The organism is Shinella sp. HY16, assembly GCF_028534175.1.
Lineage (GTDB): Bacteria > Pseudomonadota > Alphaproteobacteria > Rhizobiales > Rhizobiaceae > Shinella.
Genome location: NZ_JAHYXL010000001.1, coordinates 2,326,217 through 2,342,831 on the forward strand (window position 1 = coordinate 2,326,217; position 16,615 = coordinate 2,342,831).

17 protein-coding genes are annotated in these 16,615 nt (G+C 64.3%); 8 read left to right on the forward strand and 9 right to left on the reverse strand.

The features are described 5' to 3' along the window. Positions 1-25 precede the first annotated feature (25 nt). The 3 genes from K0P03_RS11655 to K0P03_RS11665 form a co-directional block, all read right to left on the reverse strand. Positions 26-688: a lytic transglycosylase domain-containing protein gene (locus tag K0P03_RS11655; RefSeq protein ID WP_023516141.1), complete on the reverse strand. Its 663-nt coding sequence runs from the start codon at positions 686-688 to the stop codon at positions 26-28. Positions 689-913: 225 nt separating this feature from the next. Beyond that, on the reverse strand, positions 914-1,678 hold the full coding sequence (locus K0P03_RS11660) for an N-acetylmuramoyl-L-alanine amidase (protein WP_023516140.1): 765 nt from the start codon (positions 1,676-1,678) through the stop codon (positions 914-916). Further along, complete coding sequence (locus K0P03_RS11665) at positions 1,675-2,415, reverse strand: TerB family tellurite resistance protein (protein ID WP_037409464.1); 741 nt, start codon at positions 2,413-2,415, stop codon at positions 1,675-1,677. The genes K0P03_RS11660 and K0P03_RS11665 overlap by 4 nt, the downstream gene beginning before the upstream one ends. Positions 2,416-2,654: 239 nt before the next feature. Here K0P03_RS11665 and K0P03_RS11670 point away from each other — a divergent pair, with 239 nt between their 5' ends. The 3 genes from K0P03_RS11670 to K0P03_RS11680 all read left to right on the forward strand — a co-directional run bounded on the left by K0P03_RS11670 (position 2,655) and on the right by K0P03_RS11680 (position 5,644). Beyond that, positions 2,655-3,869 (forward strand): pyrophosphate--fructose-6-phosphate 1-phosphotransferase, encoded by a 1,215-nt coding sequence (locus tag K0P03_RS11670; protein ID WP_272789660.1) that lies wholly within the window; start codon positions 2,655-2,657, stop codon positions 3,867-3,869. 83 nt (positions 3,870-3,952) lie between these two features. Then, on the forward strand, positions 3,953-4,582 hold the full coding sequence (locus K0P03_RS11675; protein ID WP_023517179.1) for a LysE family translocator: 630 nt from the start codon (positions 3,953-3,955) through the stop codon (positions 4,580-4,582). 132 nt (positions 4,583-4,714) lie between these two features. Then, on the forward strand, positions 4,715-5,644 hold the full coding sequence (locus K0P03_RS11680) for a lytic transglycosylase domain-containing protein (protein ID WP_272789661.1): 930 nt from the start codon (positions 4,715-4,717) through the stop codon (positions 5,642-5,644). Between the two features lie 22 nt (positions 5,645-5,666). Here the strand turns inward: K0P03_RS11680 and K0P03_RS11685 are convergent, their stop codons facing one another. Further along, positions 5,667-6,254 carry a GNAT family N-acetyltransferase gene (locus tag K0P03_RS11685; RefSeq protein WP_272789662.1) on the reverse strand — a complete coding sequence of 196 codons (588 nt, stop codon included), beginning with the start codon at positions 6,252-6,254 and terminating at the stop codon, positions 5,667-5,669. 183 nt (positions 6,255-6,437) lie between these two features. On the opposite strand from K0P03_RS11685, the gene K0P03_RS11690 reads away from it, so the two are divergent. Continuing rightward, the gene (locus tag K0P03_RS11690) at positions 6,438-6,839 is read left to right on the forward strand and encodes a ketosteroid isomerase-related protein (RefSeq protein WP_050744526.1); all 402 of its coding nucleotides are present in this window, start codon (positions 6,438-6,440) and stop codon (positions 6,837-6,839) included. Here the strand turns inward: K0P03_RS11690 and K0P03_RS11695 are convergent. Both K0P03_RS11695 and K0P03_RS11700 read right to left on the reverse strand, forming a co-directional pair. Further along, on the reverse strand, positions 6,824-8,230 hold the full coding sequence (locus K0P03_RS11695) for a serine hydrolase domain-containing protein (RefSeq protein WP_272789663.1): 1,407 nt from the start codon (positions 8,228-8,230) through the stop codon (positions 6,824-6,826). The two genes, K0P03_RS11690 and K0P03_RS11695, sit on opposite strands and share 16 nt — an antisense overlap. A 64-nt stretch (positions 8,231-8,294) precedes the next feature. Next, entirely contained in the window at positions 8,295-9,857 is a 1,563-nt protein-coding gene (locus tag K0P03_RS11700; RefSeq protein WP_082342451.1) for a putative bifunctional diguanylate cyclase/phosphodiesterase, read from the reverse strand. Between the two features lie 232 nt (positions 9,858-10,089). On the opposite strand from K0P03_RS11700, the gene K0P03_RS11705 reads away from it, so the two are divergent. The 4 genes from K0P03_RS11705 to K0P03_RS11720 all read left to right on the forward strand — a co-directional run bounded on the left by K0P03_RS11705 (position 10,090) and on the right by K0P03_RS11720 (position 14,177). Next, the gene (locus K0P03_RS11705) at positions 10,090-10,758 is read left to right on the forward strand and encodes an outer membrane protein (RefSeq protein WP_023514319.1); all 669 of its coding nucleotides are present in this window, start codon (positions 10,090-10,092) and stop codon (positions 10,756-10,758) included. Positions 10,759-10,948: 190 nt separating this feature from the next. Next, complete coding sequence (locus tag K0P03_RS11710) at positions 10,949-11,728, forward strand: glycoside hydrolase family 25 protein (protein WP_272789664.1); 780 nt, start codon at positions 10,949-10,951, stop codon at positions 11,726-11,728. 172 nt (positions 11,729-11,900) lie between these two features. Continuing rightward, positions 11,901-13,097 carry a lytic murein transglycosylase gene (locus K0P03_RS11715; protein ID WP_082342450.1) on the forward strand — a complete coding sequence of 399 codons (1,197 nt, stop codon included), beginning with the start codon at positions 11,901-11,903 and terminating at the stop codon, positions 13,095-13,097. A 153-nt stretch (positions 13,098-13,250) separates the two neighbouring features. Beyond that, positions 13,251-14,177 (forward strand): DMT family transporter, encoded by a 927-nt coding sequence (locus K0P03_RS11720; protein ID WP_272789665.1) that lies wholly within the window; start codon positions 13,251-13,253, stop codon positions 14,175-14,177. 153 nt (positions 14,178-14,330) lie between these two features. Here the strand turns inward: K0P03_RS11720 and K0P03_RS11725 are convergent, their stop codons facing one another. The 3 genes from K0P03_RS11725 to K0P03_RS11735 form a co-directional block, all read right to left on the reverse strand. Beyond that, positions 14,331-14,528 (reverse strand): hypothetical protein, encoded by a 198-nt coding sequence (locus K0P03_RS11725; RefSeq protein ID WP_272789666.1) that lies wholly within the window; start codon positions 14,526-14,528, stop codon positions 14,331-14,333. A gap of 142 nt (positions 14,529-14,670) precedes the next feature. Beyond that, the gene (metF, locus tag K0P03_RS11730) at positions 14,671-15,573 is read right to left on the reverse strand and encodes a methylenetetrahydrofolate reductase [NAD(P)H] (protein WP_272789667.1); all 903 of its coding nucleotides are present in this window, start codon (positions 15,571-15,573) and stop codon (positions 14,671-14,673) included. A gap of 1 nt (position 15,574) precedes the next feature. Further along, positions 15,575-16,582 (reverse strand): ArsR/SmtB family transcription factor, encoded by a 1,008-nt coding sequence (locus K0P03_RS11735; protein ID WP_023517041.1) that lies wholly within the window; start codon positions 16,580-16,582, stop codon positions 15,575-15,577. Positions 16,583-16,615 lie beyond the last annotated feature (33 nt).

Consider the following 16,615-nt stretch of genomic DNA (forward strand, 5'->3'; position numbering starts at 1 on the left):
TCCAGCCCGCGAAACGTCGCGGCGATCAGTCGATGATGCTCTGCACCTTGCCGCAATAGCGCTTGGAGACCGGGTTCATGCGCTTGGCGCCATGGCCGGCATTGTAGCGCAGGATCGTGCCGCAGGTCGTGCCGCCGGAAAGGTCGTGCGCCATGGCAAGGTACTTCATGCCGAACTTGATGTTGGTCTCGGGATCGTAGAGACCCTTGGCGCCGCCGCGATAGCCCATCATGCGGGCCGTCGCCGGCTTGATCTGCATCAGCCCGATTTCACCGGCACCGCCGCGAGCCCGCGGGTTGAAGTTGCTCTCGACGCGCACCACCGCATGGGCGAGGTCGACAGGCACGCCGTAGGCCTTGGCGTAGGTCTGGATCAAGCCGGAATAGCTGGCCGTCTTGAGATCCGCGCTCAGCGGGTTTTCCGCCTTGGGATAGCCGGTCGTGCTCTTGTAGGTCTTCAGCTTGCCGACGACCACGCCGTCCTTGTCGATGACGGTCTTGCGCTTGTTGCTGCGCTTGCTGGAAACCTTGCGCGGCTTTTCCTTGCCGGCGGCCTCCTGTTTTTCGGAAGTCTGGAACAGATACTGTTTCTTGGCCGGGCCCCGGGAGGGTTCGGCATATGCCGTGGCGGCGGAAAAAACGGACACACAAAAGCAGGCCGCGCTGAAGGCAGCAAGAAGTCTTCTCATCTAGTCATCGTCTCCAAAAGGCGCAAAGGCACTGCCTTGGCCGGCGGCATTTCAAGCCGCGCAGCCCGCGCAAACGTCTCGATCCTCATTGATCGCGATCAGGCCCTGACCGCATGCTGCGCTGCAATGAACGCAAGCGGAAAGAACATCCCCAATCGGGTCAGGATGTGGCGAAACGGTAAACTTCTGTTACGGCCTGTAATATTCGAATATTCGGATGGGCTGTCAGGCAGCCAGTCGCGGCAGCGCGGAAAGCAGTCGGTGCAGCGTGTCGATGGTCGAAAAATCGGCGATGCCATCAACCCGCTCAGGCCGGAAATGGCGCTGGAAAGCAGCTACGGCGCCCTCCATTTTTTCCGAATAAACACCATCGATTTCAGTACCATAGCCGTAGAGTGACAGCATGGTCTGCAGGGCTTCGACGGGCTGGCCCGCATCCCCTTTCTGGAAGAAGCGTCCGCCGGCGATCGGCGACGGTGCCACCCAGTGCCCGACCCCCCCGGCGTGAAGGCGTTCCCAGGGGAACTTTTCACCCGGATCGACCTTGCGAACGGGGGCAACATCGGAGTGCGCGAGCACCCGTTCCGGGGCGATTTGCCATCTCTTGCCACAATCCCGACACAGTTCGACGACCGCTGCGACCTGAGCATCCGGAAAATCCGGCAGCCCGCCGGGGTGTCCGGCATTGGCGATCTCGATGCCGATGGAGGCCGAATTGATGTCGGTCTCGCCCTTCCAGAAGCTCTTTCCCGCGTGCCAGGCACGATCCGCCTCGCGCACGAGCTGCTCGACGCGCCCGTCCTCATGCACGAAGTAGTGACAGGAGACCTGGCTTTCCGGTGCGCAGAGCCATTTCAGCGCGCCGTCGGCCGTTTCCATGCCGGTATAATGCAGGAGGATGATGTCAGGCGTGCGCCCGCCCGCCCGCTCGCCGAAATTCGGCGACGGCGCAGCGGTCGCGCCGGCATAGTCACAGATGAATGCGCTCATGCAGCGCAGCGTTCCTTCTCGATCGCCTCATAGGCAGCGTTGAGCGCGGCCATGCGGTCGTTCGCAATCTGATGGAACTCGGCCGGCACGCCACGCGCCACCAGCCTATCAGGATGATTCTCCGAGGCAAGCACCCGGTACCGCTTGCGGATTTCCGCAAAATCGTCGCTCGGCTTGACGCCCAGCACCTTGTAGGGGTCACGGCCGCTGACATGCACATGCCGCGCCGTGATCTGCTCGAAGCGCTCGTCCGCCATGCCGAAGATTTCGGCGACCCGGCCGAGGAAGGCCATTTCATTCTCGTGAATCAGCCCGTCGGCCTTGGCAATATGGAACAGGCCGTCGACGATGTCCTCGAGGATCGGGCAGTTCTTTTCGCAGGAGACGCAGAGCGCCTTCATCTTCTCCGCATAGGCCTCGTAGCCGGCGACGTCCTGGCGCGCGAGGTTGTAGAGCCGGGCGACGTTGGCCGCCTGATTGTCGGGGTATTTGAAGATGTCCTTGAAGGCGTCGACCTCGGCGGTCGTCACGATACCGTCCGCCTTCGCCATCTTGGCCGAAAGCGCGATCATCGCCACCGAGAAGGCGACCTGCCTGCGGGTTTCCGGATCGCCTTCGAACAGCGTGCGCACGGCCTCGACCACGCCGGACAGCACGTTGCTGGCGGCATCCGAGACCATGCCGACGAGGCGATCCCATACGGCACTGATGAAGCAACTGGGCGAATTCTGGAACATAAGGTGATCTTGAGCAGACAATTGCAGGGAAAGCAAGGCGCGAAATGTCTGAATGACAAAATTTTGATGGCCCTCATCAAGTGGCGGCATGCAAAATCCCCGCGGCAGGATTTCCGCCTGTGGAGCACGAGAGTCAATCCGTCATGGAGTGCGGATAAGTTCGCCGCGCCGTTCCCCTCTCGGGGATTCTGCGCTAGAGCAACTGCACCATCGAGACGGGCTGACGCCGAGGAGGAAACATGGCCAAGCAGAAAGTCGCAATGCTGACCGCGGGCGGGCTCGCACCCTGTCTGTCGTCCGCTGTCGGAGGCCTCATCGAACGCTACAGCGACGTCGCGCCCGAGATCGAGCTCGTCGCCTATCGCTCCGGCTACCAGGGCCTGCTGCTGGCCGACCGCATCGAGATCACCAAGGACATGCGCGAAAAGGCGCCGCTTCTGCACCGTTACGGCGGCTCGCCGATCGGCAACAGCCGCGTCAAGCTGACCAACGCTGCCGACTGCGTGAAGCGCGGCCTCGTCAAGGAAGGCGAGAATCCCTTGCGCGTGGCGGCCGAACGGCTCGCCAAGGACGGCATCACCATCCTGCACACGATCGGCGGCGACGACACCAACACGACGGCCGCCGACCTTGCCGCCTATCTCGGCGCAAACGGCTACAACCTCACCGTCGTCGGCCTGCCGAAGACCGTCGACAACGACGTCGTGCCGATCCGCCAGTCGCTCGGCGCTTGGACCGCCGCCGAAGTCGGCGCCGGCTTTTTCGACCATGTCAGCAACGAGCAGAGCGCGGCTCCCAAGACCCTCGTCGTGCATGAAGTGATGGGCCGCCACTGCGGCTGGCTCACCGCCGCAACGGCCAGGGCCTACATCCAGAAGACCAACGCCAACGAATATGTCGATGGCTTCATGATGAACAAGCAGCTCAAGAACATCGACGGCCTCTACCTGCCGGAGCTGGCCTTCAACCTCGAGGCCGAGGCCGAGCGGCTGAAGGAGATCATGAACCGCGCCGGCTTCGTCACGCTCTTCGTTTCGGAAGGCGCCTGCCTCGACGCGATCGTCGCCGAACGGGAAGCCGCCGGCGAAACCGTCAAGCGCGACGCTTTCGGCCATGTGAAGATCGACACGATCAATGTCGGCAACTGGTTCTCCAAACAGTTCGCCGCCCTGCTCGGCGCCGAGCGCGCCATGGTGCAGAAGTCGGGCTACTACGCTCGCTCCGCCCCGGCGAACGGCGACGACCTCCGCCTCATCCAGAGCATGACCGACCTTGCCGTCGAAAGCGCGCTCAACAAGGTCTCGGGCGTTACCGGCCATGACGAAGGCCAGGGCGGCAAGCTGCGCACCATCGAGTTCCCGCGCATCAAGGGCGGCAAGCACTTCGACACCTCGGCGAAATGGTTCGGCGACGTGATGAACGTCATCGGCCAGAAGTGGAAGCCGGCGGCCTGACGCCTGTCGCGCAAAACGCCGCTTGACGGCAAAAAATTGTGATGGCTTGCTCCCCGGATTGCACTCGATCCGGGGAGTTTTTTATGTCTTTCGAACACTGGCTGGCCTTCGCCGCCGCCTCCGCCATCATGCTGGCCATTCCAGGCCCGACGATCCTCCTCGTGATTTCCTATGCGCTCGGCCATGGACGGCGCACGGCGGGCGCCACGGTCGCAGGCGTCGCGCTCGGCGATTTCACCGCCATGACCGCCTCGATGCTCGGCCTCGGCGCGCTGCTCGCGACGTCAGCCGCGGTCTTCACGGTGCTGAAATGGGTCGGCGCCGCCTATCTCATCTGGCTCGGCATCAAGCTGTGGCGCGCGCCCGTCTCCAGCGGGGTCGAGGGTGAGGCACCGGCGGAAGAAAAACCCTTCCGCATCTTCGCGCATGCCTATGTGGTGACCGCGCTGAACCCGAAGAGCATCGTCTTCTTCGTCGCCTTCCTGCCGCAGTTCCTCGACCTCACGCAGCCCGTCCTGCCGCAGATGGTGATCTTCGAAATCACCTTCCTCGTGCTCGCGACGCTCAACGCCTTTTCCTATGCCCTGCTCGCCTCCGCCGCGCGCAAAACCATCCGCAAACCCTCGGTTCAGAAGGTCGTCAACCGCACCGGCGGCACCTTGCTGATCGGCGCCGGGTTGCTGACGGCAGGGCTCAAGCGGGCAGGCACCTGAGGCCTCGGTAAGCCTACGGGTTGCCGCTTGCCGCCCGATCGGCTATGGACGGGGCACGGCCACGGCCGATTGATTTGCAAAGACGGGGGCGTTTCGGCGCCCGCGCACCCCCGCAAACCGAGAGCGACGACCATGGCTGATACACCCGTTTCCCGTCCGGCACGCATTGCCACGCTTGCCTGCGCCGGCCTTCTCGTGACGCTCGCCGGCTGCGCCAGCGTCGCCGACGATGCGACCTCGGCCAGGACCGTGACGCCGGCATCCGCGGGAACCACGGATATCGCCGCTGCCGCCGGGACGACGACGGAAGTCTCCTACGCCGCTCTGCCCGCCGCCAAACCCGGTACGGAAAACACGCCCGAAGCCCTGCCGACGCCGATCGCCGTTGCGGGCGGCACGTCGGGCGTTGCCGTTCCGGTTTCGGCTCTTGCCGAGGCCAAGCCAGTGACCGGCGCCGCAGCCGCCACCGCCGCGCTTGCCGGCAACGACGTTGCGGGCGTAGCCACCACGACGAAGCAGGGTTATGACACTGTCATCGGCGTTTCCGTCATGGAGCCGGGCTTTGACAGTGGCGAGCCGGAAGGTCTCGAACAGCTCGTCGCCAGCCGCAAGATCGTGCCGATGGCGAAACCTGCTTTGGTGAGCAACGCCGTTCTGACGACGCAGACCCGTCTTGTCGTTCAGCCGTCCGAGCAGCCTTTCAAGAAGTCGGGCACGCCGATCGATGCGATCATCACCAAGTACGCCGCGATCTACGGCATCCCGGAATCCCTGCTGCATCGCGTCGTCAAGCGCGAAAGCACCTACAATCCCAGGGCCTACAATCGTGGCCACTACGGCCTGATGCAGATCAAGTATGCGACCGCGAAGAGCATGGGTTATGAAGGCCCGGCCGAAGGCCTGTTCGACGCCGAGACGAACATCAAATACGCGGGCAAGTATCTGCGCGGGGCCTGGATGGTCGCCGACGACAAGAACGACGGCGCGGTGCGCCTTTATGCCGCCGGCTATTACTATCACGCCAAGCGCAAGGGCCTGCTCGACGAGACCGGCCTGAGATAAGCCGGCCTCGCGGCAAAGGACGTCAGCGCGCCGGCTTCAGCCAGAACGTCATCGGCTTTTCCGTTTCCACCGCCTCGCCAATATCCTGCCAGGCAAGCATCGTGGTAAGCGCTGCACGGCGCTGGTAACCGCGTTTTCCCCAGAATTCATCGAGCGGTATGTAGTCCGCCGGCCGCAGCGGGTGCTCCTTCGGGCGATCGACGGCGCAGAAGGCGCACCAGTCGAAACGGCCGAGGTGGCGGGCATAGGCTTCGCGCTCCTCGAAGAAGCGCACGCCAAGGCCCCTGCCCCGATAGGTCGGCAGCAGCACGGATTCGCCGAAATAGAAGACCCTTTGGGGATCCATGCCTGCCGCGACGAACGGCGCCCGGAAAACCTCTGAGGCATCCGCCATCGGCACGCCCGTCGAGGCCCCGACGATGCGCTCGCCATCGAGCGCCAGCGCGAAAAAACTCTCCGGTGACTGCGCATAGGTCGCGAGATAGGAGACTTCATAGTCCTCGCTGCCCTCGTAAAGATAGGGAAAGGCGCGAAAGACCTCGATGCGCAGGCGTGCAAGGTCGGCGATGTAAGGCGTCACGGCGGTGCCATGGACAATCTTGATCTGCATGATCCGTGAATGTTCCCAACGATTTGAACAATGCTATAAGGCGGACGGGCTTTGCCCGAAAGCATTTCCAGCAAAAGTGCGGAGCAGTTTTGCGCCCGGAAATGCGAGAGGAAAAAGAGATAGAGCGTTTTCGCGATTCGGAGAAAAGCGGAACCGATCTAGAGCAACGATATGAGGGATGACATGCCAGCAAAAGAGACGATCCGCGCCTATTACGATGCATTCAACAGGCAGGATATGGAGGCCTTCTTCGACCTCCTGCACGAGGACGTCATCCACGACATCAACCAGGGCGGCCGCCAGGTCGGCAAGCAGGTCTTCCGCGACTTCATGGCGCATATGAACCGCAGCTACCGCGAGACGCTGACGGACATCGTCATCATGTCCAACGACGACGGCACGCGCGGCGCTGCCGAATTCACCGTCAACGGCCAGTACCTCGCCACCGACGAGGGCCTGCCGGAAGCCAACGGTCAGACCTATGTGCTGCCGGCCGGCGCGTTCTTCGAGATTCGCGACGGCAAGGTCGCGCGCATCTCCAACACCTACAATCTCAACGACTGGATTGCTCAGGTCGGCGCCTGATCGGTCTGAAGGTCGGGTGCGTCCAGGATATCGAGAACGCTCTTCACCAGCGGCTGGGGCCGATAGCCGAGTTTCGACGGCGTCAGCCCCAGCCGGATCACCGCAAGCCTCTTCGCGGGAATGATGGCGGCCGACTGGCCGTCATGGCCGAGGATCCAGAACGTCTCGTCCGGCAGGCCGTAACCGGCGTCGCTCTTGTCGCCCGGGCCCTTCGCCCAGGTCTGCATATGGCTGTAGGCGCCGCCGGACGCTTTCGTCGGCATCGCCATGGCCCCGACGAACCCGGCAGGCAGCAACCGGTTGCCCTTCCACACCCCGTCGTCGAGCAGGAAGAGCGTGAAGCGCGCCCAGTCACGCGCCGTCGCGTACATATAGGAAGAGCCGACGAAAATACCGGTCTCGTCCGGCTCCATCACCGCGCTTGCCATGCCGAGCGGCGCAAACAGCGCCCGCACCGGGAAGGAGAGCGCCTGGCTGCGCCCGTTGAGCGCGCCCATCCAGATGCGCGAGAGAAGCACCGCCGTGCCGCTCGAATAGGTGAATCGCTCGCCCGGATTGGCCTCGAGCGGCAGCGACAGCACGAAGCGCGACATATCCGGCTCGAGGAACAGCATGCGCGTGACATCCGCCACGCTGCCATAGCTCTCGTTGAAGGCAAGCCCGCTCTCCATGGCCAGAAGCTGCGCGAGCGTGATCTTCGAGCGCGTATCGCCGCGCCATTCCGGGAAGAGGTTGTTCATGTCCGGCGTCAGGGCGCCGGCCTGCATCAGCCGGCCGATCAGCGCCGCATTGACCGTCTTGGTCATCGACCAGCCGAGCAGCGGCACCGTCTTCGAAAAACCGTCCGCATAGGCTTCCGCGACGATGCACCCATCATGCACGACGACGATCGCCCGCATGCCGGGACCGGCAAGCTTGGGGTCGGCAAGCAGGGCCGCGACGCGCGCATCCTCCGTCACCGCCTCGCCATCGGGCCAGGCGACGGCCGGGTCCACGGGCGGGACCTTCGGCAGGGCGACATCGGAGATCGCCTGCCGCGCCGCCTCGAAATCGCCGTCCGGCACGCCGGTACAGCCGAACCCCTCGTGCCAGACGGCATACCCCGGAGCAAAGAGGCCGAGCAGGCGTGTCGTCACCGTCTTTCCGGCAAGATCGACATCCTGCCGCATCAGTTTGAGGAGCGGATGGCCGGGGGCCTGCACGTCCTCGGCGAGTACTTCATCCGGATCTCGGCCGGAGATGAAGGCGCTGGAGCAGACGATCTTGGCGGCATAGCCGGAGCCGACGCTGAGCAGAGCAGGCGGCGATACGATGAGCCAGCTCGCCCCCACCAGCACGACGGCGGCGAGAAGGGAAAGCGTCCAGGCCGCAAGCCTGTAGAATCGTCTCATACCGGCCTCTCCTTCCAGGTGCGAGACAATCAGGATTTGCCTGTCATGAAAAGGCATTTCGCATTCATGCGGAAAGCCGGTCTTCGGTTTGCGCAAGGAAGCGCATCACATCCGGCGCGCCCACCGGCCCGGAGATCAGGTAGCCCTGCGCCTCGGAGGCGCCGCGCTGGCGGATGAAGTCCAGCTGCCCCTCGGATTCGATACCCTCCACCGTCGTCGTCACCTGGAATGTGCGACCGAGCTTCAGGATGATGTCGACCAGGTCGGCGTCCCGCTTGCTCTCCATCATGGCCCGCGCAAAGGAGCGGTCGATCTTCAACTGGTCGATCGGGAAGGCACGCAGGTTGTTGATCGAGGAAAAGCCGATACCGAAATCGTCGAGCGCCACCCGCACCCCGTGGCTGCGCAGCTCCGACAGGCTTTCCCGGATCACCGTCTCGTCGACGGAGAAGACGGATTCCGTCACTTCGATCGTCAGGCGCCCCGGGGCGAGCCCGGTCTCCGCGAGGCACTGCTTGACGTAGCCGACGAAAGCGCGGTCCTTGAACTGATCGCCGACGACATTGATGGCGACACCCGCCGGCGCCGGCCAGGTCGCCGCCTCGCGGCAGGCCTCGCGCACCACCCAGTTGCCGAGCGGCAGGATGAGCCCCGTCTTTTCCGCCGCCGGAATGAAGACGTCAGGCATGATCCGTCCCTTTTCAGGATGCCGCCAGCGCAGCAGCGCCTCGAAGGCGCGCACCGTGCGGCTCTCCACGCCGACGATCGGCTGGTATTCGAGGAAGAATTCGTCGGCGCGGATCGCCCGCGCAAGATCGTGCTCGATGGCCGAACGCGCCTGCACATCCGCAGCCAGCGCCGCGTCGAAGAAGCGGAAACCGCTGCCAGGCATCGTCTTCGCCTCGTAGAGCGCGAGGTCGGCACGCTTCAAGAGTTCGGACATGGACGTGTCGTCCGCATCCATGAAGGTGACCCCGATGCTGCAGCCGCTGGTCACCCGGTTACGCTTTATATCGAAGGGTTCGGCGAAAAGATCGCAGATCGTGCGGCAGACATCCTCGATCTTGCCTATGGAGGGCCGCCCCGCGATCGTGACCACGAACTCATCGCCGCCGAGCCGGTAGACGCCCGTCGTCGCGCAGAGCGCACGTCGCAACCGCCCGGCAATGGCCGCAAGCAGCGCATCGCCCGCATCATGACCAAAGCTGTCGTTGACGAACTTGAAGCGGTCAAGATCGAGCAGCAGGAGCGCCGGCCGGTCCGCCTCCTCGCTCTTCTCGACGATCGCCTGAATATCACGCTCGAGGCAGAACCGGTTGGCCAGTCCCGTCAGCCGGTCGTGATAGGCGTCATGCGTCAGGCGCTGCTCCGTCTGTCGGCGCTGGCTGAGCTCGGCGATCAGCAGCGCCTTGGAGCGGCCTATCTGGTAGAAGCCGACGCCGAAGAAGACGGGCATGAGCGCGAGCGCCGTGGCGGTCGGTGCGGAAAAGCCGAAGAGACTGGCCTGCGTATTGTCGCGCAGCAGCTGGTCGGCGGCAAGGCAGAGGGTCGGAAGGAAGGCTCCGAAAATCGACCCCGTCAACGCATAGCGCTGCTCGATCCTCGGCAACAAGGTTTTCAACATCATGTAACCCTAAACCGTTGTTATCATGACAACAGGGTGCTTCGGGCCGATACCGGCCCCACGGATGTTTCTAGCGAACAAAGAATGACAGAGTGTTAAGGGAGGGTTGGCATCCGCCCCCAAGATTCAAGGGGTCCTCTTTCTTCGGAACCATCGTGCCCGTCAGGCGTTGCGGCTCTTGTTGTCATTCGTGCGTGGGGCTTCGTGCGAGTATCCGAGTGGGAAGGACCATCAGATGAAATCCACGATCTTCGGTGCCGCTGGCATCTTCCTCGCCGCCGGCGCGCTCCCGGCCTTCGCAGCCGACATGACCATTGCCGAGCCGCCGGTGGAAACGCCCATCGTCGAAACGGCAGCCGGCGTCTACGACTGGGGCGGCTTCTATGTCGGCGTGAACGCCGGTTATGCCTGGACCAATGCCAATTCCGGCGGCCCGGCACCCGCCATAGACGAGGGCCTGGACGATTTTGCCCTCGGCGCCTATGCCGGCTACAATTTCTTCAATAACGGCTGGGTCTACGGCGTGGAAGCCGACGTCAAGCACGACTTCAACAATGAGCGCTTCTCCTCGGGCGGCACGCGCTACGAGGCGGAGACGAACTGGGGCGGCTCGGTGCGCGCCCGTCTCGGCTATGCCTTCGACCGCACGCTGATCTACGGTACGGGCGGCTGGGCCTTCACCCGGGCGGAGCTTGAAAACCGCGATACGGGCGTGAAGGAGAAGGACACCGCCCATGGCTGGACGATCGGCGCGGGTGTCGAGCAGGCCTTTACGGATACGGTGGCCGGCCGTGTCGAATATCGCTACACCGACTACGGAAGCTCCGACATCTTCGATGCCGCCGGCCGCAGCGGCGACCTCGATTCGCATTCGATCATGCTCGGCGTGAGCATGAAGTTCTGACGGAGCCGACCATCAAACCCCTCCCCGCGTCGAGCGGTGAGGGGCTTTGGCGCACCCGGCCGGCTTAACACGGCGCTAACCATAATTTTACGGAAATATGCGAGTGGTCTTCGACCCGTCTCGCGCGTCCGCCCTTTACGACCCGCCCCGTTCGAGGCAGGATTGGGAAACGCGCAACAACGGGACCTCCATGCGTCGGCTCATTCTGGCTTTGCTGCCCCTCGCCCTTCTCGCCTCGTCCTGTTCCACCACCGACTACGATTTCGCGTCGACCGCCTCCGTGCCGCCGCGCTTCGACGACAAGGACCCGCAGAATTTTGGTGCACGCAATCCGCACCGCCACGAGGTCCACGGCATCGACGTCTCCAAGTGGAACGGCGACATCGACTGGCAGGCCGTGAAGAAAGGGGGCGTCTCCTTCGCCTTCCTGAAGGCGACCGAAGGGACGGATCGCCTCGACACCCGCTTTGCCGAATACTGGCGCGGCGCCCGCGCTGCCGGCGTCGCCCATGCGCCCTACCATTTCTACTATTTCTGCTCGACGGCGGATGCACAGGCCGACTGGTTCATCGCCAACGTGCCGAAGGAGGCCGTGCTGCTGCCGCCCGTGCTGGACGCCGAATGGAACCCCGCCTCCCCGACCTGCAAGACCCGCCCGCCGGCGGACGAGGTGCGCACGGCCCTGCAGCGCTTCATGGACCGCCTCGAAAAGCACTACGGCAAGCGGCCGATCATCTACACGACGGTCGATTTCCACCGGGACAATCTCGTCGGCCATTTCGCGGGCTATCCCTTCTGGCTGCGCGCGGTGGCGGAACACCCGGAAAACATCTATCCGGCGCGCAAATGGGCCTTCTGGCAATACACCTCGACGGGCGTCGTGCCGGGCATATCGGGCGATACGGACATCAACGTCTTCGCCGGTTCGGCGAAGAACTGGAACAGCTGGGTCAAGACGGTTTCCCGCTGACCACCGGATAGGTTGCAGGCGGCCTTGCATCCCCGAGAGGAGAAGCAAAGGTCGCCCGAAAGGCACAATCGCGTGAAAAGGGTGGCAGCAGGTCGCGGCGGCCTTTTTCTTCTTGCTTCCGTCACATTCATCTGAGACAGCCGGGCCAGCAACGGACCAAGGAGCATTCAAGATGCGGCTAAACCTGAAGACGAAACTTGGCGTGGGCCTGACGGCCTTTCTTCTCGCCGGCAGCGCCTACGCCCAGTCGACGGCAGCCTGCGGCGGCGATTTCAATGCCTTTCTTCAAGGCGTGAAGGCCGAGGCCCTGACGCGCGGCGTTTCCGCCGAAGTTGCCGACCGGGCGCTTGCCGGCGCCGCCATCGACCAGAAGGTGCTGTCGCGAGACCGCGCCCAGGGTGTCTTCCGCCAGACCTTTCTCGAATTCTCCAAGCGCACGGTCAGCCAGTCGCGCCTCGATATCGGCCGCAAGAAGCTGAAGGACCTCGCCCCGGTCTTCCAGCGCGCGGAACAGGAATTCGGCGTACCGGGCCCGATCATCGCCGCCTTCTGGGCGATGGAAACCGACTTCGGCGCCGTGCAGGGCGATTTCAACACCCGCAACGCGCTTGTGACGCTTTCGCATGATTGCCGCCGGCCGGAACTCTTCCGCCCGCAGCTTCTCGCTGCCATCGAGATGGTCGGCCACGGCGACCTCGACCCGAACGGCACGACCGGCGCCTGGGCCGGCGAAGTCGGTCAGGTGCAGATGCTGCCGAAGGACATCATCGAATTCGGTATCGATGGCGACGGCGACAACCATGTCAACGTCAAGCAGTCCTCGCCGGATGCCATCCTGACCGCCGCCAAGTTCATCCAGCATCTCGGCTTCGTGAAGGGCCAGCCCTGGATCCAGGAAGTCTCGGTGCCCGATATGCTGCCCTTCGAGAAGACCGGCCTGCAGCCGGGCATGAAGGCCGCCGACTGGTTTGCCCTCGGCGTGACCCCGCGCGACGGCGACACCTCCTTCGGCAATCTGCAAGCCTCGCTGGTGCTGCCGCAGGGCCGCAAGGGTCCGGCCTTCATCACCTATCCGAACTTCAACATCTACCTCGAGTGGAACCAGTCGTTCATCTACACGACCTCGGCCGCGTACTTCGCGACCCGCCTTGCCGGCGCCCCGCCCTATGAGCGTGGCGCGCCGGAGGAAGGCCTTTCCGAAGACACCATGAAGCAGCTGCAGACCAAGCTGCAGGGCCTTGGCCACGACGTCGGCAAGATCGACGGCATCCTCGGCTCTGGCACGCGCGCGGCGATCCAGAAGGAGCAGCTGCGCCTCGGCCTGCCCGCCGACGGCTGGGCGACCCAGTCCCTGCTCTCCGCCCTCTGACGGAAATCGGGTGGCGCCGCATAAACGCGGTGCTATAGGCACGAAGAGACCAAGAGCGGCAGCCCCGGTCGGAACCGGGCTGCCGCTCTGCCTTTTTGCCTCGCCGTTTTCGCGCTACACCAGCGGACGGCAGGATGCCCGGGAGAACGTGCAATGGAACAGCAGGCAGCAACGCGCATGAGCGCACAGACCTGGGGCCTACTCGCGCTCCTCGGCATGATCTGGGGCGGCTCGTTCTTCTTCGCCCGCGTCGCCGTCGTCCATGTGCCGCCGGCAACGCTCGTGCTGCTGCGCGTCGGCATCGCCGCCCTCGCGCTGCACATCTACATTGCCGGCCGCTTCGACGTTTATGCCACGCTTCGGGCCCGCTGGCGCGAATTCCTGCTGCTCGGCCTCATCAACAACGCCGTGCCGCACATGCTGATCTTCCTCGGTCAGACGCAGATCGGTGCAGGGCTCGCCTCCATTCTCAACGCGACGACGCCGATCTTCACCGTGCTCATCGCCAACCAGTTCACGCTGGACGAGAAGCTCTCCTCGGAAAAGATCGCCGGCTGCCTGATCGGGCTCGTCGGAACCGCCGTGCTGATCGGCCCGCGGGCGCTTGCCCCCTTCACCGGCGACAGCGGCCCGCCGCTCTGGGCGGTCATCCTGCCGGTGCTCGCCGCCGTCTCATACGGTTTCGCCGCGACCTATGGCAAACGCTTCCGCGGCACTTCTCCGCCGGTCATCGCCGCCGGCCAGCTCACCGCATCGACGCTGCTGATGCTGCCCGTTTCCTTCGCCCTCGACACGCCCTGGCAGCTCCCCCTGCCCCCGCTCTCGGCCATCCTCGCCGTGCTGGCACTGGCGCTCATCTCGACGGCCTACGGCTACATCCTGTTCTTCCGAATCATGGCGGCAGCCGGTGCCACCAACACCTCGCTCGTCACGCTGCTCGTGCCGCCGAGCGCCATCCTCGCCGGCATACTCTTCCTCGGTGAAACCCTGACGCCGCTCGGCATGCTCGGCATGGCGCTCGTCCTCTTCGGCCTCGTGGTGCTCGACGGGCGCGTTTTCGCCCGCTTGCGCAGCGCCTGAAGGGTCGGGAACAAAGCGTCTTCCCGGCCGTTTCATGGCAATCCGCCGGATTGCCCGTCCGACGTGCGCCATATTGGTAAATGCACAATGCCGGCATTCGTCATCTGGTAGGGATTGTGAATTTTTTGTGGCGCGCCCAATAGAGGAGGAAATTCAGAAGGTTAACACTGTGAATAAGTATCCGGCGGCAGTCGGATGTTGCAGCGCAGCAACAAAACGTCTTTCCAACACGCTTTTTTCAGTCGTAATATCGATCTGCAAACGCAAGGAGGTAGCCATGGGACTCACACATTCCTTGAATGTTCTGATGATCAGTGCAGCGTTCCTCTTCATCGCAACGATGATCTTCATCTGAGGCGATCAAAGCGCAGTCCGGGAGGCCAGGGACCAAAAACTCAAAAAACACCCTGCCGAAACGAATTCTAGAAAGATGCATGGCCCCGGAGACGGCGCCATGCATTTTCGTTTGGGGGCTGCGGTCTGGCAGCGGCGCTCAGGCCGCCGCACCTGCCGGCTGCCGCTCGCTGCGGGCAAAGCCGACGCTGTCGCACACGGCCGAGACCAGTGTGGCGCGGTTCATCGTGTAGAAGTGGAACTCGCCAATGCCGCGGGCGATGAGATCCTCCACCTGCCGGGCGGCAAGGTCGATCGCCACCGCAGCGCGCTCCTGCGGACGGTCGTCGACGGGTGCCAGCCGGTCGGCCAGCCAATCCGGCACGGAGGCTCCGCACAGGCCGGCGAACTTCTGCACCTGCGACAGATTGTGCACCGGCAGGATGCCCGGCACGACCGGGATCGAGATGCCAGCCTTGCGCACGCGCTCCAGGTAACGCTCGAAATCGTCGTTCTCGAAGAAGAACTGCGTGAGCGCACGTGTCGCGCCGGCGTCCACCTTGCGCTTGAGCATGTCGATGTCGGCGGCGACATCGGGGCTCTGCGGATGCTTCTCCGGATAGGCGGACACCGAGATCTCGAAATCGGCAAGGCCTCGCAGACCGGCGGTCAGCTCCGCCGCATTGGCATAACCACCCGGATACGGCTGGTAGGCCGTGCCGACGCCGCCCGGCGGGTCGCCCCGCAGCGCCACGAAGTGCTTGACGCCGACCGCCTGGAATTCGGCGACGACGGCATGCACCTCCTCCTTCGTCGCTCCGACGCAGGTCAGGTGCGAGGCGGCAGGCAGGCCCATCGCAAGAAGCTGGCGAACGGTGGCGAGCGTCGGCGCCTTGGTGGAACCGCCGGCGCCGTAGGTCACCGACATGAACCCCGGATCATAGGCCGAAAGCGCGGCGGCCGTCTCCCAGAGCTGGCCTTCGGCTTCCGCCGACTTCGGCGGAAAGAACTCGAACGACAGGCGGATGTCCTTGCGGGCTGGGCGTGCGGTCGCCTTGTTCATGTCAACTCCTCCTGCGGATGGCAATGGTGTCGGCGGCCCGTTCACGCTGGTCGCGGGCAAGCCAGATGGTGACGGTCAGCGCATCGGCGGCCGAATGCGCAGGCTTGAGGTCGACGACCTCCTCGACGACAAGCCCCGCCTTCTCCAGCCACTCGGCGAGCGTCTGGTGCGAGAAGCCGAGGCGGATATGGGCATGTTCGTCGCGCAGATGTTCAAGCGCGTGCGGGGCAAGGTCGATAATGGCGAGACGCCCGCCGGGCGCGAGCATGCGGGCGGCCTCGGCCACCGCCGCGTCCGGCTCGTCGAGAAAGTGCAGCACCTGGTGGATCGTCACGACGTCGAACTCGTCACGCTCCAGCGGCAGGTTGAAGATGTCGCCGTGGCGGATCGAGGCCTTGGTGATGCCGGCGCGGTCGAGATTGGCGCGCGCCACCGCGAGCATGTCGCGGCTGGCATCGACGCCGACGCCGCGCTTGTAGAGCCCCTCGAAGAGCTGAAGGATGCGCCCCGTGCCCGTGCCGAGATCGAGGAAACCGTCCACCGGCTCCGTGCCGATCATCTGGGCCAGCCTCGCCTCCACCTCCGCCTCGCTGACATGCAGCCGGCGCACCGCGTCCCACTCGGCCGCGTTTCGGCTGAAATAGGCCTGCGCCTTGTCGGCGCGGATCTTCTTCAGCACGCGCAGCCGCTCGTCGTCGCGGGCGAATACCGCGTCTGCCGGGTCGGCGCTCTCGAGGAGCTGACGGGCGAGCGTGACGGCGGGTCCCCCCTGGCTCAGCCGGAAGAAGGCCCAGGCACCCTCCTGGTAGCGGTCGACGAGCGCGGCCTCGGCGAGCAGCTTCAGGTGGCGCGAGATGCGTGGCTGGGACTGGCCGAGGATGTCGGTCAGGTCGGTCACGGTCAGATCGCCGTGCGACAGCAGCGCGAGAAGGCGAAGGCGCGTCGGTTCACCCGCCGCCTTCAGGATCTCCACGATGTCGTCCAGTCCGAGTTTCTGCATGTCGCCCATGGCCCATCCAATCAAGACATAAAGATATGTTTA